Source organism: Rhizobium sophoriradicis (assembly GCF_003939025.1).
Lineage (GTDB): Bacteria > Pseudomonadota > Alphaproteobacteria > Rhizobiales > Rhizobiaceae > Rhizobium > Rhizobium sophoriradicis.
This window is the reverse complement of record NZ_RQIH01000013.1, coordinates 157,067-182,764: the sequence shown is the minus strand read 5'-3', so window position 1 is coordinate 182,764 and position 25,698 is coordinate 157,067. Positions and strand designations below refer to the sequence as shown.

28 protein-coding genes are annotated in these 25,698 nt (G+C 62.1%); 10 read left to right on the top strand and 18 right to left on the bottom strand.

Annotated elements, in window-relative coordinates; translation table 11 throughout:
- Positions 1–55: 55 nt before the first annotated feature.
- From EFR00_RS22360 to EFR00_RS22340, 5 genes are all read right to left on the bottom strand, one after another.
- Complete coding sequence (locus EFR00_RS22360) at positions 56–1,345, bottom strand: RsmB/NOP family class I SAM-dependent RNA methyltransferase (RefSeq protein ID WP_077991264.1); 1,290 nt, start codon at positions 1,343–1,345, stop codon at positions 56–58.
- 146 nt (positions 1,346–1,491) lie between these two features.
- Positions 1,492–1,854, bottom strand: a complete 363-nt coding sequence (locus tag EFR00_RS22355; RefSeq protein WP_038686341.1) for a septal ring lytic transglycosylase RlpA family protein — start codon at positions 1,852–1,854, stop codon at positions 1,492–1,494.
- A 406-nt stretch (positions 1,855–2,260) separates the two neighbouring features.
- Positions 2,261–3,130 carry an SDR family oxidoreductase gene (locus EFR00_RS22350; protein ID WP_077991263.1) on the bottom strand — a complete coding sequence of 290 codons (870 nt, stop codon included), beginning with the start codon at positions 3,128–3,130 and terminating at the stop codon, positions 2,261–2,263.
- Entirely contained in the window at positions 3,130–4,281 is a 1,152-nt protein-coding gene (queG, locus tag EFR00_RS22345; protein WP_077991261.1) for a tRNA epoxyqueuosine(34) reductase QueG, read from the bottom strand. The genes EFR00_RS22350 and queG overlap by 1 nt, the downstream gene beginning before the upstream one ends.
- 12 nt (positions 4,282–4,293) lie before the next feature.
- Positions 4,294–4,986: a glutathione S-transferase family protein gene (locus tag EFR00_RS22340; RefSeq protein ID WP_009990869.1), complete on the bottom strand. Its 693-nt coding sequence runs from the start codon at positions 4,984–4,986 to the stop codon at positions 4,294–4,296.
- 236 nt (positions 4,987–5,222) lie between these two features.
- On the opposite strand from EFR00_RS22340, the gene EFR00_RS22335 reads away from it, so the two are divergent.
- Positions 5,223–6,020, top strand: coding sequence for an undecaprenyl-diphosphate phosphatase (locus tag EFR00_RS22335; RefSeq protein WP_038686350.1), 798 nt, complete (start codon positions 5,223–5,225; stop codon positions 6,018–6,020).
- Positions 6,021–6,254: 234 nt separating this feature from the next.
- Here the strand turns inward: EFR00_RS22335 and EFR00_RS33110 are convergent, their stop codons facing one another.
- From EFR00_RS33110 to dnaN, 8 genes are all read right to left on the bottom strand, one after another.
- Positions 6,255–6,407: a hypothetical protein gene (locus tag EFR00_RS33110; protein ID WP_003570911.1), complete on the bottom strand. Its 153-nt coding sequence runs from the start codon at positions 6,405–6,407 to the stop codon at positions 6,255–6,257.
- A 282-nt stretch (positions 6,408–6,689) separates the two neighbouring features.
- Positions 6,690–7,670 (bottom strand): complex I NDUFA9 subunit family protein, encoded by a 981-nt coding sequence (locus EFR00_RS22330; protein WP_077991260.1) that lies wholly within the window; start codon positions 7,668–7,670, stop codon positions 6,690–6,692.
- 111 nt (positions 7,671–7,781) lie between these two features.
- Positions 7,782–8,069 (bottom strand): DUF1330 domain-containing protein, encoded by a 288-nt coding sequence (locus EFR00_RS22325; protein ID WP_038686354.1) that lies wholly within the window; start codon positions 8,067–8,069, stop codon positions 7,782–7,784.
- Positions 8,070–8,091: 22 nt separating this feature from the next.
- The gene (pyrF, locus tag EFR00_RS22320) at positions 8,092–8,799 is read right to left on the bottom strand and encodes an orotidine-5'-phosphate decarboxylase (RefSeq protein WP_009993837.1); all 708 of its coding nucleotides are present in this window, start codon (positions 8,797–8,799) and stop codon (positions 8,092–8,094) included.
- 6 nt (positions 8,800–8,805) lie between these two features.
- Complete coding sequence (locus EFR00_RS22315) at positions 8,806–9,387, bottom strand: histidine phosphatase family protein (RefSeq protein ID WP_077991258.1); 582 nt, start codon at positions 9,385–9,387, stop codon at positions 8,806–8,808.
- A 1-nt stretch (position 9,388) separates the two neighbouring features.
- The gene (pmtA, locus tag EFR00_RS22310) at positions 9,389–9,988 is read right to left on the bottom strand and encodes a phospholipid N-methyltransferase PmtA (protein ID WP_077991257.1); all 600 of its coding nucleotides are present in this window, start codon (positions 9,986–9,988) and stop codon (positions 9,389–9,391) included.
- Between the two features lie 95 nt (positions 9,989–10,083).
- Positions 10,084–10,989: a DUF72 domain-containing protein gene (locus EFR00_RS22305; protein WP_077991256.1), complete on the bottom strand. Its 906-nt coding sequence runs from the start codon at positions 10,987–10,989 to the stop codon at positions 10,084–10,086.
- A gap of 56 nt (positions 10,990–11,045) precedes the next feature.
- Positions 11,046–12,164 carry a DNA polymerase III subunit beta gene (dnaN, locus tag EFR00_RS22300; protein ID WP_077991255.1) on the bottom strand — a complete coding sequence of 373 codons (1,119 nt, stop codon included), beginning with the start codon at positions 12,162–12,164 and terminating at the stop codon, positions 11,046–11,048.
- Between the two features lie 260 nt (positions 12,165–12,424).
- Between dnaN and rsmI the strand changes: the two genes are divergently transcribed.
- From rsmI to EFR00_RS22265, 7 genes are all read left to right on the top strand, one after another.
- Positions 12,425–13,342, top strand: a complete 918-nt coding sequence (gene rsmI, locus EFR00_RS22295; protein WP_077991310.1) for a 16S rRNA (cytidine(1402)-2'-O)-methyltransferase — start codon at positions 12,425–12,427, stop codon at positions 13,340–13,342.
- Entirely contained in the window at positions 13,332–13,700 is a 369-nt protein-coding gene (locus EFR00_RS22290; protein ID WP_009994657.1) for a YraN family protein, read from the top strand. The genes rsmI and EFR00_RS22290 overlap by 11 nt, the downstream gene beginning before the upstream one ends.
- A gap of 183 nt (positions 13,701–13,883) precedes the next feature.
- Positions 13,884–14,387, top strand: a complete 504-nt coding sequence (locus EFR00_RS22285) for a cupin domain-containing protein (protein WP_077991254.1) — start codon at positions 13,884–13,886, stop codon at positions 14,385–14,387.
- An 86-nt stretch (positions 14,388–14,473) separates the two neighbouring features.
- Positions 14,474–15,421: a glutathione synthase gene (gene gshB, locus EFR00_RS22280; RefSeq protein ID WP_009994659.1), complete on the top strand. Its 948-nt coding sequence runs from the start codon at positions 14,474–14,476 to the stop codon at positions 15,419–15,421.
- 172 nt (positions 15,422–15,593) lie between these two features.
- Entirely contained in the window at positions 15,594–17,126 is a 1,533-nt protein-coding gene (locus tag EFR00_RS22275; RefSeq protein WP_077991253.1) for a YifB family Mg chelatase-like AAA ATPase, read from the top strand.
- Between the two features lie 217 nt (positions 17,127–17,343).
- The gene (locus EFR00_RS22270; RefSeq protein WP_077991252.1) at positions 17,344–18,165 is read left to right on the top strand and encodes a hypothetical protein; all 822 of its coding nucleotides are present in this window, start codon (positions 17,344–17,346) and stop codon (positions 18,163–18,165) included.
- A 397-nt stretch (positions 18,166–18,562) separates the two neighbouring features.
- Complete coding sequence (locus EFR00_RS22265) at positions 18,563–18,985, top strand: DUF4279 domain-containing protein (protein ID WP_009996819.1); 423 nt, start codon at positions 18,563–18,565, stop codon at positions 18,983–18,985.
- A gap of 336 nt (positions 18,986–19,321) precedes the next feature.
- Here EFR00_RS22265 and cysK read toward each other — a convergent pair whose 3' ends face one another.
- From cysK to EFR00_RS22250, 3 genes are all read right to left on the bottom strand, one after another.
- Entirely contained in the window at positions 19,322–20,284 is a 963-nt protein-coding gene (gene cysK, locus EFR00_RS22260; RefSeq protein WP_009996820.1) for a cysteine synthase A, read from the bottom strand.
- 143 nt (positions 20,285–20,427) lie between these two features.
- Positions 20,428–21,045 carry a LysE family translocator gene (locus tag EFR00_RS22255; RefSeq protein WP_009996821.1) on the bottom strand — a complete coding sequence of 206 codons (618 nt, stop codon included), beginning with the start codon at positions 21,043–21,045 and terminating at the stop codon, positions 20,428–20,430.
- A 119-nt stretch (positions 21,046–21,164) separates the two neighbouring features.
- Complete coding sequence (locus tag EFR00_RS22250; protein ID WP_009996822.1) at positions 21,165–22,067, bottom strand: DMT family transporter; 903 nt, start codon at positions 22,065–22,067, stop codon at positions 21,165–21,167.
- Between the two features lie 111 nt (positions 22,068–22,178).
- Here EFR00_RS22250 and EFR00_RS22245 point away from each other — a divergent pair, with 111 nt between their 5' ends.
- Positions 22,179–22,643, top strand: a complete 465-nt coding sequence (locus EFR00_RS22245; RefSeq protein ID WP_009996823.1) for an Lrp/AsnC family transcriptional regulator — start codon at positions 22,179–22,181, stop codon at positions 22,641–22,643.
- Between the two features lie 12 nt (positions 22,644–22,655).
- Here EFR00_RS22245 and EFR00_RS22240 read toward each other — a convergent pair whose 3' ends face one another.
- Together EFR00_RS22240 and dut are read right to left on the bottom strand one after the other, a co-directional pair.
- Positions 22,656–23,552, bottom strand: coding sequence for a GNAT family N-acetyltransferase (locus EFR00_RS22240; RefSeq protein WP_077991251.1), 897 nt, complete (start codon positions 23,550–23,552; stop codon positions 22,656–22,658).
- On the bottom strand, positions 23,552–24,022 hold the full coding sequence (dut, locus tag EFR00_RS22235) for a dUTP diphosphatase (protein WP_009994943.1): 471 nt from the start codon (positions 24,020–24,022) through the stop codon (positions 23,552–23,554). The genes EFR00_RS22240 and dut overlap by 1 nt, the downstream gene beginning before the upstream one ends.
- A 90-nt stretch (positions 24,023–24,112) precedes the next feature.
- Between dut and EFR00_RS22230 the strand changes: the two genes are divergently transcribed.
- The gene (locus EFR00_RS22230; RefSeq protein WP_009994942.1) at positions 24,113–25,696 is read left to right on the top strand and encodes a peptide chain release factor 3; all 1,584 of its coding nucleotides are present in this window, start codon (positions 24,113–24,115) and stop codon (positions 25,694–25,696) included.
- Positions 25,697–25,698: the final 2 nt, after the last annotated feature.

Below are 25,698 nucleotides of genomic sequence, written 5' to 3'. Positions count from 1 at the left end.
AACTGCGCTGGCGCAGCGTCATTCCGCCGCCCGTTACCATCGCTGCTAAGCGGCATCAGCCCTTCCGCTGCATGCGGCAGAAGAAGAAACCGTCCGTGTCGGTGGAAGCAGGCGTCAGCGTCACCGTCTGGGCGTCGGACGAGTGCGGCCGCGGGGCCTCTTTGCCGAAGAGCGCGTCCCAGGCGGGCAGGGCGCTGACGATCTGGAAATCAGCATTGCCGGCGGTAAAACGGCGCACCTGTTCCTCGTTTTCCTGAGGCAGAACCGAGCAGGTGACATAGATCAGCTCGCCGCCCGGTTTGACAAAGCCGCTCGCCTGCGCCAGCGCATCCTGCTGCTGGGCGGTGCGTTCGTCGAGGTTCTTTGCCGTTAGCCGCCATTTCGTATCGGGGCGGCGGCGCCATGTGCCGGTGCCGGTGCAGGGCGCATCGACCAGCACCTTGTCGCAGCGCCCGGCAAGGCCGGAAAGGCCCCTGGCGTCATCGTGCACCTGGACATTGCGCGTGCCCGCCCGCTTCAGCCGTTCGATGATCGGCGCCAGCCGCTTGCGGTCGGCGTCATAGGCGTGAACCTGTCCCTTGTTCTGCATGGCGGCCGCCATGGCGAGGGTCTTGCCGCCGCCGCCGGCGCAATAGTCGAGAATCTGTTCGCCGTCCTTGGCGAGCACCAGGTCGGCGACGATCTGCGAGCCCTCGTCCTGAACTTCGAACCAGCCTTTCTGGAACGAAAGCTCTGCCGTCACGTTGGGAAGGCGCGAGGCGCCTTCGCCGGCGGCAATCCGGATGCCGTAGCGGGCGATCTTCGCAGCATGTGCGCCGGCGCGTTCGAGCGCCTTGACGGCCTTGTCGCGGGAGGCCTTCAGGATGTTGGCGCGCAGATCGAGTGTTGGACGCGCCGCGAGCGCCTGTGCCTCTGTGAGCCAGCCGGTGCCGAAGGCCTGTTCGAAGGAGGGTTGGATCCATTCGGGAATATCGCCGCGTATATGCGGCGGCGCATCGTCGAGCGAGCGGCTCGCAAAGGCGGCGAGGGCATCAGCGGAAAGCGGCGGCGGCGCAAACTTGTCGTCCGCCAATTCGGTGGCGAGGCGATCGGGCGTGAAGCCCCATTGGCGGAACATCACGGCGTGGGCGATGGCCGCGGCGCTGTCGTCATTCATCAGCCACGCATGGGAAAGCCGCATGCGCAAGGCGTCGTAGACGATATTGCCGATCGCCGCACGATCGCCGGAACCCGCGAAGCGGTGCGCGAGGCCCCAGTCCTTGAGCGCGTCGGCGACGGGCCGCTTGCGGGCATCGATATCCGCGAGCACAGAAATCGCCCCTTCGAGGCGGCCGCCCAGACGCATTCACATATCTCCTATTGCCATGACCTGTGAACGATCCGCACACAGGCCGGGCGGACTGTTTACAAGTTTCAACCGCGTGGTAACCGCGATTGGCGGCAAGAGCAAGCGCCGGTCAGGGCGCAGCCGGTTGTGCGGCGCTGTACGCCTTAGCTGATCACCTGGTAGCAGACCTTCGCCGTGCCCGAGCTCACCATGCCGATATTCTGGGCGGCGGCGCGCGACAGATCGATGACGCGTCCACGAATGAACGGACCGCGATCATTGATGCGGACGACGACGGTGCGGCCATTGTTGCGGTTGGTGACCTTCACCTTCGTGCCGAACGCGAGCGAACGATGTGCGGCAGTCAAGATGGCGGGGTTCATACGTTCCCCGGAAGCAGTTTTGGAGCGAAGCGCGTACCATGAAGCACCGCCGCAGCCATTTCCAGCAAAACTCTCCGCCGGAAGCAGGAAAGAGCAGGCCGCAATAGTTACGGCAGCGATAATAGAACGACCTATTTTCTTCAAAACAGAGTATCCCTCAACTATTGAACTCACGCCCTTGCAGGCGGCGGGGCTTAAATCTGCTCAAAAGTGGCGAAAAAGTGCCGTTCTTGTTCACGGAGTGTTACAAACTGTAACATTTGTGAGCATATTGATATAATGACGGAAATAGGCAGCGACCCGTCAGAGTGGAAAAAACATAATGAAATCAGTAAAAAAGAGAATGAATTTTTCGGGGAGGAGCCTGCAGTGCCGCCATTCACAAAAACCGCGAAAATTCTTTTCTCGCTTTGCCAAATTTATTGCCACATTTGGGCAAATTTAAAGGCCGTTAACTATAATAGAGAGCGAAATTTGTCGCTCTGATCGCGCAAAGTAGGAATTTCCTACTCCTTTTGGGTGAGCCCGCCAGCCGTGGTCGCTACCGCCTCTAGCCGCGCCAGCGTCCGTCCTGCCACAATTGTGCAAGCGACATCGGAAAGGTCGGGAAAGAGAATTCGAAGCCCGCCTTCTTGAGTTTCGCATTCGAAACGCGCTTGTTTTCGCCGTAGAAGGTGCGTGCCATCGGCGTCAGTTCTGCGGCTTCGAAAGCCTGCTCCGGCGGCGGTTCGACGCCCATCAGGCGGGCCGCCTCGACAATCACATCCTGCGGCGGGCCGGGCCGGTCGTCGGTGACATTATAGATGCCGCCGAGGCCGCGTTCGGACAGGAAGCGGGTCGCCGCACCGATATCTTCGACGCGGATGCGGTTGAAAACCTGGTCCTTCTTGATCAGGCGCCGTGCCGTGCCCTTGTCCAGATTGCAGAAGGCGTTGCGCCCCGGCCCATAAATGCCGGAAAGGCGCAGCACCGCCGCCGGCACACCGCGCTCCCGGCCCATCGCCAGCCAGCCCTGTTCGGCCTCGAGCCGCTCCTTTGATCGTCCGGAAACCGGCTCGCAGGGCGTTTCCTCGCTCACCCACGCCCCCTTGTGATCGCCATAGACGCCGACTGTGGAGAGATAGCCGATCCATTCGAGCCGGGGCAGGAAACGGGCGCTGTCTTCGCCCAACAGTCGCAGCAGCGGGTCGGCCTTTCCGGGCGCGATCGATTGCACGAGATGGGTGACGCTCTCCAGCGCGCGGCATAAGTCGTCGTCCATGGTCTCGCCGTCGAACAGGAACGCGTCGATGCCGCCATCGCGCAAGCCCTCCATCTTGTCGGCCGAACGCGTGGTGCCGGACACGCGCACATCCTGTCCCGCGAAGGCCTTTGCGATCGCCGTGCCGGAATAGCCGCAGCCAAAGATCATCACATGCATCAGTCCACTCCCGCCAACCGCCATTCGTTCAGCACATCGTCGTCGCTCTCATCGGTCCTTTGTGCGGCAAAGATGGAGAATTCGCCAGCCTCCATCAGCCGCGAAAGCGCCCACACCGCCATGCCGCGCACCGCCGGGGCGGCATCGCCGGCGAGCTCGCGACATTGTGCAATGAGTGCCGTCTCGCCGGAATTGCCGGCGGCGATCAGCACATTGCGGATGAAGCGGTCGCGGCCGATCCGCTTCACCGGCGAACCGCTGAAGAAGGCGCGGAAGGCGGCGTCGTCGAGCGTCAGCAGAAAAGCAAGAGACGGCTCCTTCAGATCTTCCCGCGCCTTCAGCTTCATTTCGAAGGCGGAGATCGCGAACTTGTTCCAGGGACAGACGGCAAGACAGTCGTCGCAGCCATAGATGCGATTGCCGATCAGCGGCCTGAGATCGGGATCGATCGGCCCCTTGTGCTCGATGGTCAGATAGGAGATGCAGCGGCGCGCATCGATCTGATAGGGCGCCGGGAAGGCAGCCGTCGGACAGATGTCGAGGCAGGCGCGGCACGATCCGCAATGGTCCGTTTCCGGCGCATCGACGGCAAGGTCGGCGGTGGTGAACATGCTGCCGAGAAACAGCCAGGACCCATGCGTACGGCTGACGAGATTGGTGTGTTTGCCCTGCCAGCCGAGGCCGGCGGCCGCCGCCAGCGGTTTTTCCATGACAGGCGCGGTATCGACGAACACTTTAACGTCGGCGCCGGCGCGTGCCGCAAAACGCGTGGCGATCTCCTTCAGCCGGCCCTTGATGATGTCGTGATAATCGCGGTTGCGGGCATAGACTGATATCGCTGCCTTGTCCGGCTTGTCGAGGATGCCGCGCGGATCCTCCTCCGGGGCATAGTTGAGGCCGAAGACGACGACGGACCGGACCTCGCTCCAGAGCGTCAGCGGATCGCCGCGCCGCTCGCGCGTCTCCGCCATCCACTCCATCGTCCCGTGGCGCCCGGCATCGATGAACTGGCCGAGGCGCTCTTTCGCTTCCGGGATCGCATCCGGGCGGGTGATGCGGCACAGATCGAATCCCTTGGCGGCGGATTCCGCCCGGACGAACTCGGTCAAATTGTCGCGGCGGCGGCGCTCTTTATCATCATTGTCGGGCATGAAGCGCCCTCGTCAGAAATCCAGATCGGCATAATGCGAAACCGGGGTCAGGCCGCGCACGCGCTCCGTCAGCATCGGCCGGAAGGAGGGGCGCGACTTCAGCCGCTGATACCATTCCTTGACGACAGGGGCCTCGGCCCACTCGATTTCGCCGAGATAATCGAGGATCGAGATCGAGGCGGCAGCGGCAAGATCGGCATAGCTCATCCGCTCGCCAGCCAGCCACTGACGCGAGCCGGCAAGCCAGGTAAGATAACGCATATGCTGGCGGATATTCGCGCGTGCCGTGCGCAAAACCTTGGAATCCGGCGCTCCGCCGCCCTGATCGGTGGTCATCTGCAACTTGTAGACACGCTCGCGGGCGAGCGGTTTCGTCACGTCGTTTTCCATCTTCTGCATGAACCATTCGCTCAGCCGGCGAATTTCCGCCCGCTGGAAAGGGTCCTCGGCGAGCAGCCTCCGGTCGCGCTTCAATACTCCGTGCGTCTCGTCGAGATATTCGGAAATGACGGTCGCGCCACAAAGCGCGCGCATGCTGTCGTCGACATAGACCGGCAGCGTGCCGGCTGGATTGAGCGCCAGGAAATCCCGGCGCTTCTCCCATGTCTGCTCCTCGATCAGATCCGCCTGATAGCCGTATTCGGCCAGGATCAGCCGGACGAAGCGAGATGCGGAGGACATGGGATGATGATAAAGCGTGGGCATCGATACTCGGGCTTTATGATTGCTGTTACAGGACTGTGTGGCAGCTCGTTTATAGCGCCTTAGTCGTGACTCATTGGTTGAAGCTATAGGAGCTTGGCCCGGCCAATACAAGCGAATCGGCTTTCACGCCATCTGACAAGGGACAAAACAACCGTCTTGCGATTGAGGATAGATGCAGCGCCTGATCGGCTCTAGCGCTGTTCAAGTCCGACTGACATTTAAACCGGAGACAATTTATGGACTATATCAATGCCGTCCTTCTCGGTGTCATCGAGGGGATCACCGAGTTTCTGCCGATCTCGAGCACCGGCCATCTCATCATTGCGGAGCAATGGCTCGGCCATCGGTCGGACATGTTCAACATTGTCATTCAAGCCGGCGCCATCCTGGCGGTGACCATCATCTACTGGCGTCGCCTGCTAGATCTGGTGCTCGGCTGGCGCGAGCCGGCGAACCGTGACTATGCCGCCAAGCTGATTGTCGCCTTTCTCATCACCGCAATCCTTGGGTTCGTCGTTAAGAGACTCGGCTTTGAACTGCCGGAGACTGCGACGCCGATTGCCTGGGCGCTGATCATCGGCGGCATCTGGATGATTTTTGCCGAATGGGCGGCCGCGCGTAAGGCGCCTCATAAGGAGATCACCTGGCTCGTCGCCATCCTGGTCGGCATTGCCCAGATCGTTGCCGGCGTCTTTCCGGGAACCTCGCGCTCCGGCGCCACGATCTTCGTCGCCATGCTCGCCGGCACCGGCAACCGCGCCGCGGCGACGGAATTCGCCTTCCTCGTAGGCATCCCCACAATGTATGCCGCAAGCGGCTATGAACTGCTGAAGACCTTCAAGGACGGCGGCGCGGCCGGCGAAGACTGGACGGCGCTCGCCATCGCCTTCGTCGTCTCCACCATCGTCGCCTTCATCGCGGTCAAATGGCTGCTCGCCTATATCAGGAGCAACCGCTTCACGCTGTTTGCCGTCTACCGCATCATTCTCGGCGTTTTGCTGCTCGGCATGGCCACAACAGGCCTGATCGCCTGAACCGTCTCCACCGCATTGCATTCGCGCATCTCCCAGGCGCGGATGCAATTGCCCGTCAGATGTCGCGAAGTGACTTGCAAGCGACAGGCGCAAACGGTCCAGTAATGTTTGAGAGAGTAAGTATCCGCTGCTTTGAAGCCGCCAAGACGAAGCGTTCATTTGGGAACGTCCTGATTCAGACGCTCCGGCCGCTATCTGTCTCTATGAGGCCGGCGTCGAGACCCGGCCTTTTCGTCAATGGCTGATCGAAGCCGTCGAGCAAGGATCGACGCCGTAGGCCGGCGAGCAGCCGCCCTTTACCGCTGCGACCGAACCGGACGCTACGAAGGAGCCTGCAAGGATAACCAGCGCCGCACACGCAAACAGGAGCGCGATTGACTTGCCCATCGAGAAATGCCTTTCACAGTGATTGCCGCACGCTTTCGCAGGCGTCGAGTCCGTTGGAGACGCGCGGGGTTTGGTAGTCAGTGGAATGGCAAATAGCAATAAACGTTCCTGCTAAATTTGGCGTTAATTCCACAAAATTTCCGCTGCGTCTTTTATGCAACTGCACTTGATATGACCGGCACGACAACATTTGAGACTTGCGCCGCCTTTGCTTCAGGCGAACACGCAAAAACGCCGTCCGCGCTGGGCGCGAACGGCGTTGTGTCGAAGGCAGCAAGTTGTTCAGGCAGCCTTGCCGGAGCCGGTGTACTGGCCGTGCGGACGATACTGCACCAGGTAGGATTCGAGCACCGAGGCCACCATGGTCGGCGCAATGCCGAGGCCCTTCAGCGTGCGGCCTTCCGCTTCGGCTTCGGCGGAGACGACATTGTCGCGCTTGAGCAGGCGCACCTGGTCCGGGGTGATCGGCGGCGTCACGAACGGGATCAGCGAGGCGATGCTGCCGATCATCGACGCGATGCCGAAGGGCAGGGAGATGAACGGGTTCTTGCGGCTCGTCACCTTCAGCATCGTCTCGAGACATTCGCGAAAGCTCAGCACCTCGGGCCCGCCAAGTTCATAGACCTTGCCGGAGGATACCTTGCCGTCGACGGCGCGGGCGACCGCCTCGGCGACGTCCTCGACATAAACAGGCTGGAACTTCGTCTTGCCGTCGCCGATGAGCGGCAGGACCGGCGACATGCGCGCCATGTCGGCAAATTTGTTGAAGAAGCTGTCTTCCGGCCCGAAGACGATCGAGGGGCGGAAGATCACCGCATCGGGCTTGATGGAGAGGATGGCCGTTTCGGCGCGGCCCTTGGTGCGGCCATAGTCCGAATCGGAATTGGCGTTGGCGCCGATCGCCGAAATATGGGCGAGGCTGGCGCCGGCATTGCGTGCCGCCTCGGCGACCGCGCGGGCGCCGAATTCCTGCACGGCGTCGAAAGTGTTGCGGCCGGTCTCGTGCAGAATGCCGACGCAGTTGACGACGTGGCTTGCACCCTCGACGGCGCGGTCGATCGAATTGCGGTAACGCAGGTTCGCCTGCACGAAGGAAATCTGGCCGACATTGCCGAGCGGCTGCAGGAAGCCGGCGAGATCGGGGCGTCGTACCGCAACGCGGATGCGATAGCCGCGCTTGGCAAGCGCCCGGACCACGTGCCTGCCCACGAAGCCGGACCCTCCGAACACGGTGACGAGCGGCGGCAGGTTGGCAAGGGTCATGGCAGGCTCCTCGAAAGGCTGTGCGGGATGCTGTATCGGCTCCGTCTTAGCCCAATCCCAGCGCGACGGGAAGGCCCATCGCGTGCCGAGTTTTGCGGATGCGAGGGTGCTTCAGACGCCTTCGACGACGACCATTTCCGCATCCGCCGCTTCCTGGCGGATCTTGGCGGCGATCTGGTATTCCGGCGAATTGTAGCAATCGACCGCATGCTGCACCGAGGGGAATTCGATCACGACGTTGCGGGCGCGGGACCTTCCTTCGAGCTCGGTGATCGCGCCGCCGCGTGCCAGGAAATTCGCGCCGTATCTTTCGAAGGCGGGCTTGGCCGCCGCCACATAATCCTTGTAGCGCTCGGCATCGCGAACGTCGACGCGGGCAATCCAATATCCCTTGGCCATGATCTTCTCCCTTTGGTTCTCGTCAGCGGTTTGCCGGCCAGAGCGCGCCGACCATCTCATTGAGGACGGCGCGGGCGGCATGCCGGGGATCGGGCGCTTTGACGATCGGACGGGCGACGACGAGGTGGGTTGCCCCCGCCTTCAATGCGTCGAACGGCGTCATCACCCGCTTCTGGTCGCCATGGTCGCTGCCGGTCGGGCGAATGCCGGGTGTGACGATCGCCATGTCGGGTCCAAGGACCTCGCGCACTTCGGCCGCTTCCGCTGCCGAACAGACGATACCACCCATGCCGGCCGCGCGCGCCTGAGCGGCGCGGCGCAGCACCAGGCTGTGTGGATCCTGGCTGTAGCCGGCGTCGATAAGATCATCGGCATCCATCGAGGTGAGCACGGTGACCCCAAGCAGACAGAGGCCGGAGCCGGCCGCGGCCTCGACCGCCGCCTTCATTGCTTTCGGATAGGCGTGCAGCGTCAGCATCGACATGCCCATCCTGGCGATGTTCTCGACACCTGAAGCAACAGTGTTGTCGATGTCGAGCAGCTTCATGTCGAGAAAGATCTTCTTGCCGCTTGCGGCAAGATCGCGGGCGAATTCCAGACCGCCGGCAAAGACGAGCTGATAGCCGATCTTGTAGAAGAGAATGTCGTCGCCGAGCGTGGAAACCAATCTTTCCGCCTCGCCGATCGTTGGAACATCCAGGCCGACGATCAGCCGCTCGCGTGCGTCCATTTCAACTCACCCCCGCCAGTCTTCGATGGGTGTCCAGTCGCATGATAAATGGCGATCCGCAAGGCCGAAGGCGTAGAGATTGCCGCCGCCAGGCGGCTGATCGCGATCGCGGCCGATCGGCCTGCCGGCCAGATGGCATTTGAGCAGAGTGCCGACGCCGCCATGGCCGACGAAGGCAATGGGCGCAGTCGCATCATGCGTGGCGAGAACCGTATTCACCGCTTCGACGATTCGGGCCTGCGCATCGACGGCACGCTCCCAGCCTTTGAAGCTTTCTTCCGGATGCGCAAAAAACCAGTTGGCCGCCTCTTCGAATTGCGGCGGCGGCAGAAAGCCGGTGGCCGAGCGGTCGTTCTCGTGCATGCCATGGACGATCTCGATCGTCACGCCGGAGGCTGCAGCCAATATCTCGGCCGTCTCGATCGCCTTTGTCTCGTCGCTGGAGACGATGCGTCGCAATAGCCTCGACCAGTCGCTCTCGGCCGCTTTGCGGGCACGCGCCGCGCCGACATCGGAAAGCCCCCATTTCGGCACCGGCACGTTGGCATCGATCCTGACTTGCGGATGGGTGATATAGATCCCGAACATCTCAGCCGCGCTTATAGATCCAGAGCTGCGCCGGCGGAATGTTGCGCATGACGAAGTCGAAATGCTGGATGTGGTAGCGATCGGCATTGGCGGCGATCGGCGAGATCGCGCCGTAGGAGATTTGCACCACCGGCCGGCCGGTAGGCACGCGGTCGAGCAGGCTTTCCAACAGCGCGATGCGCATCGCCATCGGGAAGTTCAGCAGCGGAATGCAGGAGATGACGCAATCGAATGTCTGGTCGCCGAACGCGCCAAGCGTGGTCTTGAGATCGAAGGCGTCGCCGTTGATGAAGTGCACGCCCGGATAGGTTCGCAGCAGGTGCTGGTGGAAGTCCGTCGAATATTCGATCGCCACCAGATTGTCCGGCTTCACGCCGCGGCCGAGGATCGCTTTGGTGATGGCGCCCGTGCCGGGGCCGAGTTCGAGGACCGGCAGCCCCGAATGCATATCGATGACGCTGGCCATGCGCCTGGCGGTGATCGAGGAGGTCGGCACGATCGAGCCTACCGTCTTCGGCCCCTGCATCATGCCGCGGAAGAAGCGGATTTCCTCATCGAATCTCTTGCCGAAATGTTCCTTCACCTTGACCCGTAAGCGCATTCTCCACCCATCCGCACGTTGATCGACTGTGTTATTATGCTGCTTGTCGCTCTCGCGACAAGGATTTTCGCAACAAGGACATTTGCATCAACAGCTCATGCGGCGTTTCGATGGGAACGCGGCATGAGATCGGCAAGTCTTTCGGCCAGGTGACCGGCGTCGATCGGTGCGCGCAGTTTCTTGTCGGTATTGTCGAAATAGAGATAGACGTCGCGGCCCCTGGCGCGCCCCGGCAGGGGATCCAGAACGCGCGTCGCATTGTCAGGCTCTCCGCCGCCTGTCCAGGCGCGGATGCGCTCTGCCCATATATTAAGCGCTTCGTCTTCATAGCCGCTGACATAGAGCTGTTCGGAACCATGCAGGCGGCAATAGATGAAGTCGGCGGTAATATCCATCAGCAGCGGCCATTTTACCGTGTCGGCGCAAACGAGCGCGACCTTGTGTCGCAGGAGCATGTCGATGAACGCGGCGCAGCGGAAGCTATCGTTGCGGATTTCGAGCGCATGGCGGATCGGCTGGTGCCCGTCGCTTTTGAGCCAGGCCTGTTTGAGGCGCTCGTCATGCCGCTTCGAAAGCGCTATTGCCCCGTCGTGATCGTGCGGCAGCAGCGACAGGAAGGTGTCGAAGCGATCGGGATCGAAGGCCATGTTCGGCGGGAATTGCCAGAGGATCGGCCCGAGCTTGGGGCCGAGCCTGAGCAGCCCAGAGGCGAAGAAATTGGCAAGCGGCGCCTCGATCTCCTTCAGCCGCCGCAAATGGGTGATGAAGCGCGGCCCTTTGACCGCAAAGACGAAATCATCAGGCGTTTCGTCCCGCCAGCGGCCGAAGCTATCGGGCTTCTGCAATCCGTAGAAGGTGCCGTTGATCTCGATCGAACGGAAGTGACGTGCGGCGTAGGAAAGCTCCTGCTTCTGCGGCAGGTCTTCCGGATAGAATTGCCCGCGCCAAGGCGCATAAGTCCAGCCGGATATGCCGATGCGCACCGCTCCCGTCTTTTTCATGCTGGAATCCTCCTGCTGGGCAGGAGGAAAACCGAAAGCGGCCGCCTTCGTTCCCGTCAGACTCGCATCGGCATCAGCACATAAAGCGCATCGTCGCCGGCCGTGTCACGGATCAGCGTCGGCGAGCCGGCATCGGCCAGCAGGAAAATCGCTTCCTCGCCGGAAAGCTGCGCGGTGATGTCGAGCAGGTACTTGGCATTGAAGCCGATTTCCATCGCATCGGTGTCGTAGCCGACGGCGACTTCTTCCGTTGCGCTGCCGGAATCGGGATTGTTGACGGTCAGCATCAGCTGCCCCTCGGAGAGCGCCAGCTTCACGGCGCGGCCGCGCTCGGAAGAGATGGTCGAGACGCGGTCGACGGCCTGGGCGAAGCTCGTGCAGTCGACGCGCATTTCCTTGTCGTTGCCGGTGGGGATGACGCGCTGATAGTCAGGGAAGGTGCCGTCGATCAGCTTCGAGGTCAGCACGATCGAGCCGATCGTCATGCGGATCTTGGCGTCGGAAACCTCGACGGTGACGATCGCTTCCGGATTGTCGACCAGCTTCTGCAGCTCGCCGACCGTCTTGCGCGGAATAATGATGCCCGGCATGCCCTCGGAGCCGGAGGGCGCGTCGACATCGGCGCGCGCCAGCCGGTGGCCGTCGGTCGCGACTGCCCTGAGCTTCAGCTCGCCGTTGCTCTCGATCGTGTGGAAGAAGATGCCGTTGAGGTAATACCGCGTCTCCTCGGTCGAGATGGCGAACTGCGTGCGGTCGATCAGCATCTTCAGATCGGACGCCTTCAGCTTGAAGGAATGGGTGAAGGTGCCGGCGGTCAGGTCGGGAAAATCGGATTCCGGCAGGCACTGCAGCGAGAATTTCGAGCGGCCGGACTGCACGGTCATCGAGCCGCCGTCGGTGCTGGTCGCCAGCAGCACTTCCGAGCCGTCGGAAAGCTTGCGGACGATATCGTAGAGAAGATGGGCGGGAACGGTGGTGGCGCCGGCCTGTTCGACGCTGGCAGGCGTCGCCTCGGTGATCTCGAGGTCGAGGTCGGTCGCCTTCATGTCGAGGTTCTGGCCGTCGGCCTTGAGCAGTACGTTGGAAAGGATCGGGATCGTATTGCGACGTTCGACCACGCGGTGGACGTGGTTCAGCGATTTCAACAGGTTTGACCGCTCAATAGTAATACGCATGGGATGCTACCGCTTTCGACCGTGACTGTCCGGGCGCATCGAGCACCCGAAGAATGCTTTCCCGATTGAGGTCGGGGGAGTGGACGGGCAAAATGGCAGACTTCAGCACCGGTTTGCAAGAGGCATGGGCGGCTGGAGGCCCGCATTTCCGGTTTTCCGGAGCAATCCTCACAGAAATCCGAACCCTTGCCGAAGCGCCGTGGCTCGCCCATAAAGGTTCCCCCATAAGGTTCGACGACGGCGGGACGAAAGCAAAGGGCATGAACGAGGAAACGACGGCGGAGACGGCCACGCGGCGAAGTTTCCGCCTGCACAATATGGCGGTGCCGGCGCGGCCGCTGGAGCCGGCGCTCTATCTCGTCGCCACGCCCATCGGCAATCTCGGCGACATCACGCTGCGCGCGCTGGAAACGCTGGCCGGCGCCGACGTTCTCGCCTGCGAGGATACACGCGTCACCCGCGTGTTGCTCGACCGCTACGGCATCCAGAACCGTCCTTTCGCCTATCACGAGCACAATGCCGACGAGGCTGGTCCGCGGCTCCTCCAGGCGCTCGAAGCCGGCCGCTCGGTGGCGCTGGTGTCGGATGCCGGCACGCCGCTGGTTTCCGACCCCGGCTATCGGCTGGCACAGCAGGCGATCGCGGCCGGCTATCGTGTCGTCCCAATCCCCGGCGCCTCGGCGCCGCTTGCAGCCCTTGTCGGCTCCGGCCTGCCGAACGACGCCTTCCTCTTCGCCGGTTTTCTGCCGGCCAAGGACAAGGCCCGCCGCGACCGCCTGGGCGAACTTGCCGCAGCCCCCGCGACGCTGATCTTCTTTGAATCGCCGCATCGCATCGGCGCCACGCTTCTCGCTGCCGCCGATGTGCTGGGCGGCACGCGCCCGGCCTCCGTCTGCCGCGAACTGACCAAGACCTATGAGGAGTTCCGACGCGGCACGCTGGCGGATCTTGCTGCGCATTATCAAGAGGTGGACAACGTCAAGGGCGAGATCGTTCTTGTCGTCGGTCCGCCGCAACCTGTGGAAACGCCGGAGGCCGACGTCGAGGCCGTGCTGGCCGACCTCGCCAAGTCGATGCCCACGGCAAAGGCCGCCACCGAGGCCGCCCGTCTCACCGGCCTGCCGCGCAAGGCGCTCTATCAGCGCCTCTTGGAGATGAAGGGCGCCGATGGGCGATAACGACCTCACTGCCGTCCGAAGAAAGGCGCTGCGCCGCGGCCTGATGTCGGAATATGTCGCCGCCGTCTTCCTGATGTTGAAGGGCTATCGCATCCTGGCGCTGCGCCACCGCACCCGGCTTGGCGAGATCGATATCGTCGCCCGCAAGGGCGATCTCGCCGTCTTCGTCGAGGTCAAGTCCCGCCACGGCGAGGCCGCGGCCGTCGACGCCGTCTCCGCCGCCGCCCAGAAGCGGATAAGGGCGGCAAGCGATCTCTGGCTCGCCCGCCAGGCCGATCAGGCCCGTCTTTCCCAGCGCTATGATATCGTCGCGGTCACGCCCGGCCGGCTGCCGCGCCATTTTCCGGACGCGTTTTAATGCATGTCGCCCGGAAGTGTGCAGCGGTTCCGGGACAACGACATGCATAAAATCAAAGAGCTTTAGTCATTCCCCGCTTCGCCAAGCTTTCGGACCGTTAAAATTTTAGTTTCGATTTGAACCGGCTTCTTACGACTCTCCGCTATGGCAATCTCTGTAGGGGCAAGAATTGGGGGTTGTTTCATGGCCTGGAAGCTGATGTTTGCAAGTGCGGTCGCCATGGCCGCGCGTTCGGTGCCTTATGCCGTGGCGAAGCCGGCCGGCAAATCCTTCATCGCCCATGCGAGCGACCTGCTGCCGCTGAAATCGACGCCGATCAATCCCGATTGGATTATCAGCGGCAATCCTGAGGCGCGCACCGCCGAACATTCGCGCGGCCATGACGAGGCCTCGCTGACGGCGATCTGGGACTGCACGGCGGGCGAATTCCGATGGTTTTTCGGCTGGGACGAGACGGTAATGATCCTCGAAGGCGAGGTCCATATCACCGCCGAGGACGGCACCGAACGAACCTTGTGCGCCGGCGACGTCGCCTTTTTCGCTGGCGGAACCTGGGCAAGCTGGCGGGTCGACAATTACGTCCGCAAGGTCGCCTTCCTGCGCAAGCCCTTCCCGAAGCCCCTGGCGATCGCCTACCGTCTGCGCAACCTGCTGCGCAGCAACGGCAACCAGGGCATTGCCGCCTGAACATCGGTGCTGTCGCAGCCTTGATTGACCGTTGCGTTTGATACCGGGCCGACCTACATCTGTCCGGCATTCAGCGAGGGACGGAAATGGCCAAGATCACCAATGTAGCGGTCCAGATGGATCATGTCGCCGGCATCAATATCGCAGGCGATTCCACCTTCGCCATGAGCCTGGAAGCGCAGGCGCGCGGCTACCGGCTGTTCCACTACACCCCTGACCGCCTGAGCTTCCGCGACGGCAAGCTTTTTGCCAGCGTCGAGCCGATGCTGCTGCGCGACGTCAAGGGTGATCACTTCGAACTCGGTACACCCGAGCGGATCGATCTTTCCACCATGGATGTGGTGCTGCTGCGCCAGGATCCGCCTTTTGACATGGCCTATATCACCTCGACGCATCTGCTCGAGCGCATCCACCCGAAGACGCTCGTCGTCAACGATCCCGCCTGGGTGCGCAATTCGCCGGAGAAGATCTTCGTCACCGAATTCTCCGACCTGATGCCGAAGACGCTCATCACCAAGGATCCGTCCGAAATCCGCCGCTTCCGCGACGAGATGGGCGATATCATCCTGAAGCCGCTCTACGGCAATGGCGGCGCCGGGGTCTTCCATTCGACCCGCGACGACCGCAATCTCTCCTCGCTGCTCGAAATGTTCGGCCAGATGTTCCGCGAGCCCTTCATCGCCCAGCAATATCTGCCCGACGTGCGCAAGGGCGACAAGCGCATCATCCTGGTCGACGGCGAATTCGCCGGCGCCATCAACCGCGTCCCGGCCGAGCACGACAGCCGCTCCAACATGCATGTCGGCGGCCGCGCCGAGGCGACCGAGCTGACGCCGCGCGAAAAGGAAATCTGCGAACGCATCGGCCCGGCGCTCAGGGAACGCGGCTTCCTGCTCGTCGGCATCGACGTGATCGGCGATTATATGACCGAGATCAACGTCACCTCGCCCACAGGCATCCGTGAGGTCAAAAAATTCGGCGGCGCCGATATTGCAGCCCTGCTATGGGATGCAATCGAGCGCAAGCGCGGCTGAAGCTGCGACTCCAGCCCCACCTCTGCTGTGATCGGCTACAACCCCGGTCACAGCCTATATCCAAATACGTTCCTTCATTGTTCTTGTTTTATTCACGCTTCCATGCCAGATTGCAACCGCTGGCCCTGAAGGGTTGCGGGCGGTATAAGAGTTTGGGGCAGGGGACGGGCATATGGTCGCGCGTGTCAGTACGGTGGCATTCCAGGGCATAGAAGGCGTGCCGGTCGAGGTTCAAGTCATGATCGCGCCCGGCAAGATCGGCATGCAGATCGTCGGCCTGCCCGACAAGGCGGTGGCCGAAAGCCGCGAGCGGGTGCAGGCCGCGCTTCACGCCTCCGGCCTGGCGCTGCCGGCCAAGCGGGTGACCGTCAATCTGGCGCCCGCCGATCTGCCGAAAGAAGGTTCGCATTTCGATCTGCCGATCGCACTCGCGCTGATGGCCGCGCTCGGCGCCATTCCCGCCGATGCGCTGTCGGAATATGTCGTGGTCGGCGAGCTCAACCTCGACGGCACGATCGCCGCCATCGCCGGCGCGCTGCCGGCTGCGATCGGCGCCAATGCGCTCGGCAAGGGGCTGATCTGCCCGGCCGAAAGCGGCGCCGAGGCCGCTTGGGCCGGCGCCGACGTCAATATCCTCGCCCCGCGCAGCCTGATTGCCCTTGCCAATCATTTCCGCGGCACCCAGGTGCTGTCGAGGCCGGAGGCGTCGATCCGCGCCAATGCCGCCAACCTGCCGGATCTTGCCGAGATCAAAGGCCAGGAAAGTGCCAAGCGCGCCCTCGAGGTCGCAGCCGCCGGCGGCCATAATCTCCTGATGGTCGGCCCTCCCGGCTCCGGCAAGTCGATGCTGGCGGCAAGGCTGCCGTCGATCCTGCCGCCGCTTTCGGCGGCCGAACTGCTTGAGGTCTCGATGGTGCATTCGATCGCCGGTGAGCTCTCCGGCGGCAAGCTTTCCGACCGCCGGCCCTTCCGCACCCCGCATCATTCCGCCACCATGGCCGCCCTCGTCGGCGGCGGCCTGCGCGCCCGTCCCGGCGAAGCCTCGCTTGCCCATCACGGCGTGCTCTTTCTCGACGAATTTCCGGAATTCACGCCGCAGGCGCTGGACGCGCTACGCCAGCCGCTCGAAGGCGGCGAATGCGTCATTGCCCGCGCCAATCACCGCGTCTCCTATCCCGCGAAATTCCAGCTGATCGCCGCGATGAACCCCTGCCGCTGCGGCATGGCCGGCGAGCCTGGCCACACCTGCGCCCGCGGTCCGCGCTGCATGAGCGATTACCAGGCCCGCATCTCCGGCCCGCTGATGGACCGCATCGATATCCGCATCGACGTGCCGGCCGTCTCCGCCGCTGACCTCATCCGGCCGATGGCGGCTGAGGCCAGCGCCGACGTCGCCCGCCGCGTCGCCCGCGCCCGCGAACGCCAGCAGGAACGCTTCGAGGCGGCCGGCGCCAAGGGCATCGGCACCAATGCCCGCTGCTCCACCGCGATGATCGAGAGGTTCGCCGAACCCGACACCGGCGGCCTGCAGCTGCTGCGCGACGCTGCCGAAAAAATGAAATTCTCCGCCCGCGGCTACCACCGCGTCCTCAAGGTCGCCCGCACGCTTGCCGATCTCGACGACAAACCGACGGTCGGCCGCCTGCATCTGGCTGAGGCAATCTCCTACAGGATCGCGGGGGAGAGGTTGACGGCGGCGGCATAGCCAAATAGGGGCGCCGAAAGGTCCTAGACTTTGTAGGATTGATGATCGGAAGGCTTCCGGTAGAGACAGCACGAAACCCTAGAACAGCGCCGTGGAAAGATAGCGTCTGGCCTTGCTGCTTCGGTGTTTGTGGGAGAATCTTGTGTTTTATAAGTTGCGCACCTTCAACTCGCGCATCTGAATGCCATAATCGTCCTAGTTGATTTTAGGTGCGCCGATGGCTGAAACTACTTTCCCTGATGAATTTCCGGAAGGCGCCAAGCACGGTAAGTTAACCCGCCGTGCCTTGAATTCCATAAGTGGGCTCATACCGCTTGCGGGCGGCTTGATCTCGGCTGCTGCCTCAGCGTGGGGTGAGCACGAACAAGGCCGAATGAATGATTTTTTTCGGCATTGGGTCGAAATGCTTCGTGCTGAGATGGAGGAAAAGCAAAAGACGATTGTTGAGATTATGCAGCGGCTTGATCTTCGTGATGAGCAGATCGCCGATCGAATTCAATCACCTGATTTCCAGTCGCTTCTTCGCAAATCCTTCCGAGAATGGGCTGGCGCTGAGAGCGATGAAAAGCGATCGATGGTGAGGAACTTACTCGCGAATGCTGCGTCTTCGACCGTGTGCAGCGATGACGTCGTTCGTCTATTTCTCGATTGGATTAAGAGCTTGTCCGACCTTCATCTCGCGGTGATTGGGAAGATCTACAATCAAAGCGGCATTACTCGAGGTGGCATATGGGAAAGTCTAGGAAGGGGTCCAGTAAGAGAGGATTCTCCCGAGGCCGACTTGTTTCGGCTGCTGATCCGAGATCTCTCGACCGGTGGGATCATCAGGCAACATCGCGAAACGGATTACGCTGGTAATTTCCTCAAGAGTACACGCCCCAAGAGCCGGCCGGGCACAGCTAGTAACTTACAGAAGTCGGCCTTTGACGACAGTGAGAGCTACGAACTTACCGCACTCGGCGATCAATTTGTGCACTATGCCATGACTGACTTACCTATCAAGCTCACTTACACGCCAGAGGATTCGGAGGAGGTTTAATGATACATTTTCATCTGGAGCGTTGAAAATGTGCCGGCTTCGCAGTCGGTAGATGCGGGATGGAACGCATTATTTCAGAGGGGGCGGACCTCCAATATCTCGAGGAGGATATAAAGAAAATTATTAATCGAGATAGGTCACAGTTTTTGTCCGTGATAGGCTTCGTCAATGGCACATCAACGGCGGTGGTTTGCAAAACCCTTCGCATCACAGAAGCTTGAGTAATCAGCCGCCTGATCCAATCTGGCGGCATCGAAAGTCGATCTTCGTTCGTAATTTTCAGACTTATGTGAGTTGTCCCGTCGTTTTTACGCAGACGTTGTCAGACGCTGGTTGGCTCAGGTCGCGCCCGAGTCCCCCATCGCAAATCCAGACGACAAAGCGATCGGAACCTCAGATGACCAAATCAGAGAACATCGGATCAGTATCCATATATTTTCACGGTGAGGATCTTAATCCAGAGAATCTGACGCAGTTTTTAGGTGTCGAACCTGACGCCCAGTGGAAAACTGGCGACGAAAGATTGTTGGCAAGTGGTGCGACGGCGCGAGCCCGAACCGGTATGTGGACGCTGTCCGCTCCGCTTAGGAGTTACGACGTGAGTGAAGCGCTTGCAAAACTGGTAGGCACCCTTGGAAAAAACTTCCAAAATGTCCTGTCAGTGCCCGGAGTGGAGAGCGGTTATGCTGATATTTTCATATGCATTAGCCGAGCACAGTCGGATGCAGGTTACACGTTGAAGCTTCTCAATTCCCATATGTCGTCAATTTCCCAAGCGGGACTAGACACGCAATTGACGGTATCGGTCGATGAGGATTGACCGCCTGGTCATAGAGCTCAGATCACTGAGTAAGGAAGGACTTGTGTACCCCGACGGTGTTCCGGTAACCTCGCTCTTCACTTGGCGTCCTCCTCGGCCTTGTGCCGAGGATCTGCTACGTTTGGCCGGCGCAGGTGCTCGGGCAGGGCAACGCTATCCGCTCCGCGCCCAATAATTGCCTCCTCACCCTCTCCCCGTTAAAAACGGCGCGAGGGACGTGCCATGCGAGACATTTGTGAGGACCGAGAGTCCGCAGCATGTCCCCTTCGCCCCCGCCAGCGGGGAGAGGTGCCGGCAGGCGGATGAAGGGGCTCTCACCGATCTCCGGTGGGGATCTTAGCTCCCGAGCCCCTCAAACAGCGCCGTCGACAGATACCGCTCCGCAAAGGACGGGATGATCACCACGATATTCTTCCCCGCATTCTCCGGCCGGCTGCCGACCTTGATCGCTGCGGTCAGTGCCGCACCCGAGGAGATGCCGACCGGCACACCTTCCAGCCTTGCGACCAAGCGGGCTTGTTCGAAGGCCTCGTCGTTGGTCACGGTGACGACTTCGTCGTAGATGCCGGTGTCGAGGATTTTCGGCGCGAAACCGGCGCCGATGCCCTGGATTTTGTGCGGGCCGGGATTGCCGCCGGAGAGGATCGGGGAATCGGCGGGCTCGACGGCGATGATCTGGATTTCGGGCTTATGGCTTTTCAGCACCTGGCCGACGCCGGTGATGGTGCCGCCGGTGCCGATGCCGCAGACGAGGATGTCGACTGTGCCGTCGGTGTCGTTCCAGATTTCCTCGGCGGTCGTCTTGCGGTGAATTTCGGGATTGGCGGGGTTTTCGAACTGCTGCGGAATGATGGCGTCGGGAAGCGACTCCGCCAGTTCCTCGGCCTTGGCAATCGCGCCCTTCATGCCCTTGGCGCCCTCGGTCAGCACCAGCTCGGCGCCGAGCAGCGCCAGCATCTTGCGGCGCTCGACCGACATGGTTTCCGGCATGGTGAGGATCAGCCGGTAGCCCTTGGCGGCGGCGGCAAAGGCGAGGGCGATGCCGGTGTTGCCGGAGGTCGGCTCGATCAGCACCGACTTGCCGGGAGTGATCCTGCCCTGCGCTTCCAGGCTTTCGATCATCGCCACGCCGATGCGGTCCTTGACCGAGGCGATCGGATTGAAGAATTCAAGCTTGCCGATCAGATTGGCCACCACGCCCTTTTCCCGCGCCAGCTTGTCGAAGCGCACGAGCGGCGTGTTGCCGATGGTCTCGGTGATCGAGGAGTAGATGCGGCCGCGGCCGGGCTTGTGCGACATGGGTGCCTCCCTTTGGACTTCGGTCCCTGAAATCGAAAGGAGAATAGGGGCAAAGGCCGAATGAGGCCAGCCCGCGTTGATGCCGGCGGAGCCGGACGCGGAGAAAAAAAGCTTTGAAAACCGTTTCTTGGCGGATGTTTATTTCAGGCCGCCCGCGTGGCAATGAAGGCGGCCGTGCCGGCCAGGATGCCGGCCGCAACCCGGTTCAGCGTCTGCAGGGCGCGCGGTTGTTTCAGCATCGTGCGGGCCCGCGAGGCGAGCAGCATATAGGGCACGAGCACGGCAAGCAGCACGACGAAGGTGACGGCAAGCAGCATCGCATAGTCGCTGAGGCTGATATTGCCGATATCGATCAGCGTCGGCGCCAGCGCGACATAGAAGAGCATGGTCTTCGGATTGCCGAGCGTTACCAGCAGGCCGGAAAGGAAGGACAGGCCGATATTGCTGGATTTCTTCGCGGCGATGTCCTGCGGCAGCAGCCCCGCCGTCCAGAGCTTCCAGGCGATATAGGCGAGATAGAGGGCACCGGCGATCTTGATGATGAGGAAGACCTCGGTGAAGGTCTGCGCCACGAAGGCAAGGCCGAGAATGACGGCGGTGAGATAGGTCATATCGCCGAGCACCAGGCCGAGACCCATGAAGAAGGTCTCGCGGAAATTCGAACCGAGCGCGCGGGCGACGATGGCGGTAATCCCGGGTCCGGGAATGGCGGCTGCGATGAACAGCGCTCCGGCATAGGCAAGCAAGGCGGCAAGGCTCATGGGTGGGCTCCTTCTTCCCAGCTGTTTTATATCCGCCAAGCCGTGCCAATCAATCGGCCGGCGTTGATGGGTCCATCACCAGAAGAAATGCCTGCCGCCCTGTGCCTGTCCCGCTGCCGTCAGCCTTGAAGTGCCCGCGGTCGCAGCCAGCGCGGCGTCCAGCCGAGGTTCATGCCGGCGGCAGCCAAAAGAATGATGGCGGCGCCCGCGATCTGCATCGGCTGCAGCGCGTGGCCGAAGGCCAGCCGGTCGACAAGGATCGCGGCGATTGGATAGAGGAAGGACAAGGCCCCGGTCAGATGGGTAGGCAGCCGCTGGATGGCGCCGTAGAGCAGAACATACATCAGCCCGGTATGGACGACGCCGATGGAAACGAGGATTGCCCAGCTTCCGGCATCCGCGGGCGGCTGCGAAAAATCCGTCATCGGCGCCAGCATCAGCATGCCGGTTGCGACCTGGATCAGCGCGATCAGATGCGGCGGCGTGCCCTTCAGCCACTTCGCGGCAAGCGCTGCGAGCGCGTAGAAGAAGGCGGCGCCCAGCGCCATCAGGATGCCGAGGCCGTAGCTTTCGAACGTATCGCCGCTTCCGCCCGGTTTTGCCTGGACGATCGCTATCATGCCGGCAAAGGCGAGCGTCAGCCAGAACAGCTTGGCGGCGGTGATCTTCTCGCCGAGAAACAGCGCGCCGAGCACCAGCAGCATGAAGGGCTGGGTGTTATAGACGGTGGTAGCGATCGAAATCGTCGCATGCGAGTAGGAGGCGAAGAGCAGCAACCAGTTCAACACGATGGCGATGCCGCCGAAGACGGCGAGGCCGAAGGCGCGCAGCGTAATGATCCGGGGCCGCAGCAGCCCGAGAACGCCGCAGATGACAAGGAGGGTGAGCGCCCCGAACAGGCAGCGCCAGAAAACCACGCTGCTGACCGGCTGGCCCGACATGACGACGAACCAGCCGATCGTCCCCGAGATCAGCATCGCTGCCGTCATTTCCGCCGTGCCTCTTTTGATGTCGCCGCTCATGATCGCCTCCGTTTTGGTGAAATGATAATATTGCGGCGGCAAGCAAAATTATATAAAGATAGGAATGAACTTCGGCGACTTAGCCTAATAATAAAAGGAAAAGTTAAGCTCATGCCTAACGATGCCCAGCCGCTTGATGAAATCGATCAGGCCATTCTCGAAGCGCTGGCCGGCAATGCCCGGATCTCGCTGAAGGAGCTGGCACAGCAGGTGGGACTTTCCTCGCCGAGTGCTGCCGAGCGTCTGCGCCGGCTGGAGGAGCGCGGCGTCATCAAGGCCTTCACCATCGATCTCGATCCCGCCGCCGTTGGTTATCCCCTGCAGGCGATCGTCCGCGTGCGGCCGCTGCCGGGGCAGCTGCATATCGTCGAGCGGCTCATCCAGGAGATTCCCGAAATCGTCGAATGCGACAAGGTGACCGGCGAGGATTGTTTTATCGCCCGCCTGGTCATCCGCTCGATGGCGGAACTCGACGGCCTCCTGGACAGGGTCGCCGAACGCGCCGAGACCAACACCGCGATGATCAAAGCCTCGCCGGTCAAGCGCCGCCTGCCGCCGCTGTCACGCGGAAAGTAGATCGCGAAATGGTTAGAAATCGGCCATCGGCGAGAGCATCGCCGGAAAATGCGGGGCGTCGTCGCCGAGCCCGCGCAGCATCAGCACCGTGCCGCTTCCAGACGGCTGCGGAGCGCCCGTCCAGTCGAGCTTGTCGGGACGGAAAAGCACCTCGACGGCGGCGGAAGCGATATCGAGTCCACCGAGGATTTCGGCAAGCGGCGGGATCTCCGTCGCCACGACATCGAGCAGGCTGAAGCAGCCCTCATCCATCTTCCACGCGATGATCGCCTGCTGGTCTTCCAGGAAGCTGACGCGGATATCGGGATCAAGCTGAGTATTGATAAGAAACATCGCCGCATTGGCCGTCACCGCAAGCGTCGTCGAAACCGGGCTTCGTCTTTCCAGTAGCGATCGCAGCAGGGCAAGATCATCCGTGTCGGTCGGCGCAAGCAACCGGGCGGGGCCGGCTGAAATCGAAGGGGCGGGTGCTCTTCCCCAGTATCGATGCTGCGCTATCGCGTGAAAACCGTACGGCTCATAAAGCGACGGCTTGTCGGTATAGAGGAGAATGGTTTCGAAGCCTTGCCGCTCGCACCAGTCGAGCGCCTTCACCGTCAGATCCCGATAAAGCCCGCGGCCGCGCCACTCAGGCCGCACCGCGCCCGATTGCAGCCCGGCGGCATGGACGATCCTGCCGTTGAGGACGAAGGGCAGCGCAAAGGCCGAGAGATTGGCCGCAAGCTCGCCGCCGGCGTCAAACCAGCCGAACGGCATGCTGCTCGGATCGGGGCCGCCAAGCTGTTGCAGCGGGCCGATATCGAGGCCGAAAATATCCTGGAGCAGACGAACCAACGCGGCCCAACCGGCGGGGTCGCCGAAATACTCCTGCCGGAAGGTGAGGCCTGCACTGTCGAGGCGCCTCGTCATCACACGCCGGTGGAGCCGAAGCCGCCGGCGCCGCGCGCGGTTTCGCTTGCCGCCGTGATCTCGGCCACCCGTGCCTGGGTCACCGGCGCGATCACCATCTGGGCGATGCGCATGCCGCGCTCGATGACAAAGGGTTCTTCGCCGAGATTGGCGAGCAGCACCTTCACCTCACCGCGATAGTCGCTGTCGACGGTGCCGGGTGAGTTGAGGCAGGTAATGCCGTGCTTGAAGGCAAGGCCGGAGCGTGGCCGCACCTGGCCCTCGAAACCCTCGGGGATCTCGAAAATGAAGCCGGTCGGCACCAGCGCCCGTTTGCCGGGGGCAAGCGTCAGCGGCGCATCGCCGTCGACGGCGGCGCGCAGGTCCATGCCGGCCGCCCCCTTGCTTTCATAGGCGGGCAGGTCAAGGCCTTCGCCACTGGCCAGGCGGATCAGGTTCAGCGTCGGGCTGATATCGTGATGAATGGTCATGGCCCATTAGTTTGCGCCCGCAGCGCCGAGGTCAATTGCAATGCCGGGCTTTAATCGTTAGATACGCGGCAATTCCACAGGATTCATAATATGGCCGAAAGTCTCGCCGAGGCGGTCTCCCGCCGCCGCACATTCGCTATTATCGCCCACCCGGACGCGGGCAAGACGACCCTCACCGAAAAGCTGCTGCTGTTCGGCGGCGCCATTCAGTTGGCTGGCGAAGTCAAGGCGAAGAAGGACCGCATGCAGACGCGCTCCGACTGGATGAAGATCGAGCGCGAGCGCGGCATCTCCGTCGTCACCTCGGTGATGACCTTCGAATATAACGACAATGTCTTCAACATCCTCGACACGCCCGGCCACGAGGATTTCGCCGACGACACCTATCGCACGCTGACGGCTGTCGATGCCGCCGTCATGGTCATCGACGCCGCCAAGGGCATCGAGCCGCGCACGCTCAAACTCTTCGAAGTCTGCCGCATGCGCGATATCCCGATCATCACCTTCATCAACAAGATGGACCGCGAAAGCCGCGATCCTTTCGAGATCCTCGACGAGGTGGAAGAGAAGCTGGCGCTGGATACGGCGCCGATCACCTGGCCGATCGGCCGCTCGAAAACCTTCTGCGGCTCCTATCATCTCGCCAACAGCACCGCCCGCGGTTCCGACACCGAAGTCGAGACGACGCCGGTCAACGGCCCGCGGACGGTCGCCGACAGGCTGCCGGAAAACGAGCGCCAGGCCTTCATCGATGAGACCGAGCTCGCCATCGAGGCCTGCCGTCCCTTCGACCGCGAATCCTTCCTGGAAGGGCATATGACGCCGGTCTTCTTCGGCTCGGCGCTGCGCAATTTCGGCGTTCGTGATCTCATCAACGCGCTCGGCGCGTTCGCGCCGCCGCCGCGTGACCAGGTCGCCGACACCAGGACCGTGCACGCGACCGACGACAAGATGACGGCCTTCGTCTTCAAGATCCAGGCCAATATGGATCCCAACCATCGTGACCGCATCGCCTTTGCCCGCATCTGCTCCGGCAAGCTCGAGCGCGGCATGAAGGCGAGGCTCGCCCGCACCGGCAAGCAACTCGGCCTGACGGCGCCGCAATTCTTCTTCGCCTCGCAGCGCCAGCTCGCCGACACCGCCTATGCCGGCGATGTCGTCGGCATTCCCAATCACGGGACGCTGCGCATCGGCGATACGCTGACCGAAGGCGAATCGCTGGTCTTCCAGGGCGTGCCGAACTTCTCGCCGGAAATTTTGCGCCGCGTGCGTCTTGAAGACGCGATGAAGGCAAAGAAGCTCAAGGAAGCCCTGCAGCAGATGGCCGAGGAAGGCGTCGTCCAGCTGTTCTCGCCGGAAGACGGCTCGCCGGCGATCGTCGGCGTCGTCGGCGCCCTGCAGCTCGACGTCCTGAAGGAGCGGCTGATGGCCGAATACGGCCTGCCGGTCTCCTTCGAAATGTCGCGTTTCTCCGTCTGCCGCTGGATCTCCGCCGATCAGCCGGCCGATCTCGAAAAATTCCTCACCGTCAAACGCGGCGATATCGCCCGCGATCTCGACGGCGATCCCGTCTTCCTCGCCCAGGATGCCTTCTCGCTGCGTTATGAGGCGGAGCGCTACCCGGCGATCAGGATGGTCGCCATCAAGGAATATCACGCCGCCAAGGCGGCGTGATC

Bases quoted from the DNA above. Each gene is read 5' to 3' on its own strand.
- EFR00_RS22350 (WP_077991263.1), bottom strand. From the start codon at position 3,130: ATGCATGTGATGATCTTTGGCTGCGGCTATTCCGGCACGGCGATCGCA.
- EFR00_RS22245 (WP_009996823.1), top strand. From the start codon at position 22,179: ATGCCTAACGATGCCCAGCCGCTTGATGAAATCGATCAGGCCATTCTC.
- EFR00_RS22240 (WP_077991251.1), bottom strand. From the start codon at position 23,552: ATGACGAGGCGCCTCGACAGTGCAGGCCTCACCTTCCGGCAGGAGTAT.
- pmtA (WP_077991257.1), bottom strand. From the start codon at position 9,988: ATGCGCTTACGGGTCAAGGTGAAGGAACATTTCGGCAAGAGATTCGAT.
- cysK (WP_009996820.1), bottom strand. From the start codon at position 20,284: ATGTCGCACAAGCCCGGCCGCGGCCGCATCTACTCCTCGATCACCGAG.
- dnaN (WP_077991255.1), bottom strand. From the start codon at position 12,164: ATGCGTATTACTATTGAGCGGTCAAACCTGTTGAAATCGCTGAACCAC.
- queG (WP_077991261.1), bottom strand. From the start codon at position 4,281: ATGCCCGACAATGATGATAAAGAGCGCCGCCGCCGCGACAATTTGACC.
- rsmI (WP_077991310.1), top strand. From the start codon at position 12,425: ATGAACGAGGAAACGACGGCGGAGACGGCCACGCGGCGAAGTTTCCGC.
- EFR00_RS22325 (WP_038686354.1), bottom strand. From the start codon at position 8,069: ATGGCCAAGGGATATTGGATTGCCCGCGTCGACGTTCGCGATGCCGAG.
- EFR00_RS22340 (WP_009990869.1), bottom strand. From the start codon at position 4,986: ATGCCCACGCTTTATCATCATCCCATGTCCTCCGCATCTCGCTTCGTC.
- EFR00_RS22285 (WP_077991254.1), top strand. From the start codon at position 13,884: ATGGCCTGGAAGCTGATGTTTGCAAGTGCGGTCGCCATGGCCGCGCGT.
- EFR00_RS22335 (WP_038686350.1), top strand. From the start codon at position 5,223: ATGGACTATATCAATGCCGTCCTTCTCGGTGTCATCGAGGGGATCACC.
- EFR00_RS22250 (WP_009996822.1), bottom strand. From the start codon at position 22,067: ATGAGCGGCGACATCAAAAGAGGCACGGCGGAAATGACGGCAGCGATG.
- EFR00_RS22265 (WP_009996819.1), top strand. From the start codon at position 18,563: ATGACCAAATCAGAGAACATCGGATCAGTATCCATATATTTTCACGGT.
- EFR00_RS33110 (WP_003570911.1), bottom strand. From the start codon at position 6,407: ATGGGCAAGTCAATCGCGCTCCTGTTTGCGTGTGCGGCGCTGGTTATC.
- gshB (WP_009994659.1), top strand. From the start codon at position 14,474: ATGGCCAAGATCACCAATGTAGCGGTCCAGATGGATCATGTCGCCGGC.
- EFR00_RS22290 (WP_009994657.1), top strand. From the start codon at position 13,332: ATGGGCGATAACGACCTCACTGCCGTCCGAAGAAAGGCGCTGCGCCGC.
- EFR00_RS22315 (WP_077991258.1), bottom strand. From the start codon at position 9,387: ATGTTCGGGATCTATATCACCCATCCGCAAGTCAGGATCGATGCCAAC.
- EFR00_RS22330 (WP_077991260.1), bottom strand. From the start codon at position 7,670: ATGACCCTTGCCAACCTGCCGCCGCTCGTCACCGTGTTCGGAGGGTCC.
- pyrF (WP_009993837.1), bottom strand. From the start codon at position 8,799: ATGGACGCACGCGAGCGGCTGATCGTCGGCCTGGATGTTCCAACGATC.
- dut (WP_009994943.1), bottom strand. From the start codon at position 24,022: ATGACCATTCATCACGATATCAGCCCGACGCTGAACCTGATCCGCCTG.
- EFR00_RS22230 (WP_009994942.1), top strand. From the start codon at position 24,113: ATGGCCGAAAGTCTCGCCGAGGCGGTCTCCCGCCGCCGCACATTCGCT.
- EFR00_RS22255 (WP_009996821.1), bottom strand. From the start codon at position 21,045: ATGAGCCTTGCCGCCTTGCTTGCCTATGCCGGAGCGCTGTTCATCGCA.
- EFR00_RS22270 (WP_077991252.1), top strand. From the start codon at position 17,344: ATGGCTGAAACTACTTTCCCTGATGAATTTCCGGAAGGCGCCAAGCAC.
- EFR00_RS22305 (WP_077991256.1), bottom strand. From the start codon at position 10,989: ATGAAAAAGACGGGAGCGGTGCGCATCGGCATATCCGGCTGGACTTAT.
- EFR00_RS22360 (WP_077991264.1), bottom strand. From the start codon at position 1,345: ATGCGTCTGGGCGGCCGCCTCGAAGGGGCGATTTCTGTGCTCGCGGAT.
- EFR00_RS22275 (WP_077991253.1), top strand. From the start codon at position 15,594: ATGGTCGCGCGTGTCAGTACGGTGGCATTCCAGGGCATAGAAGGCGTG.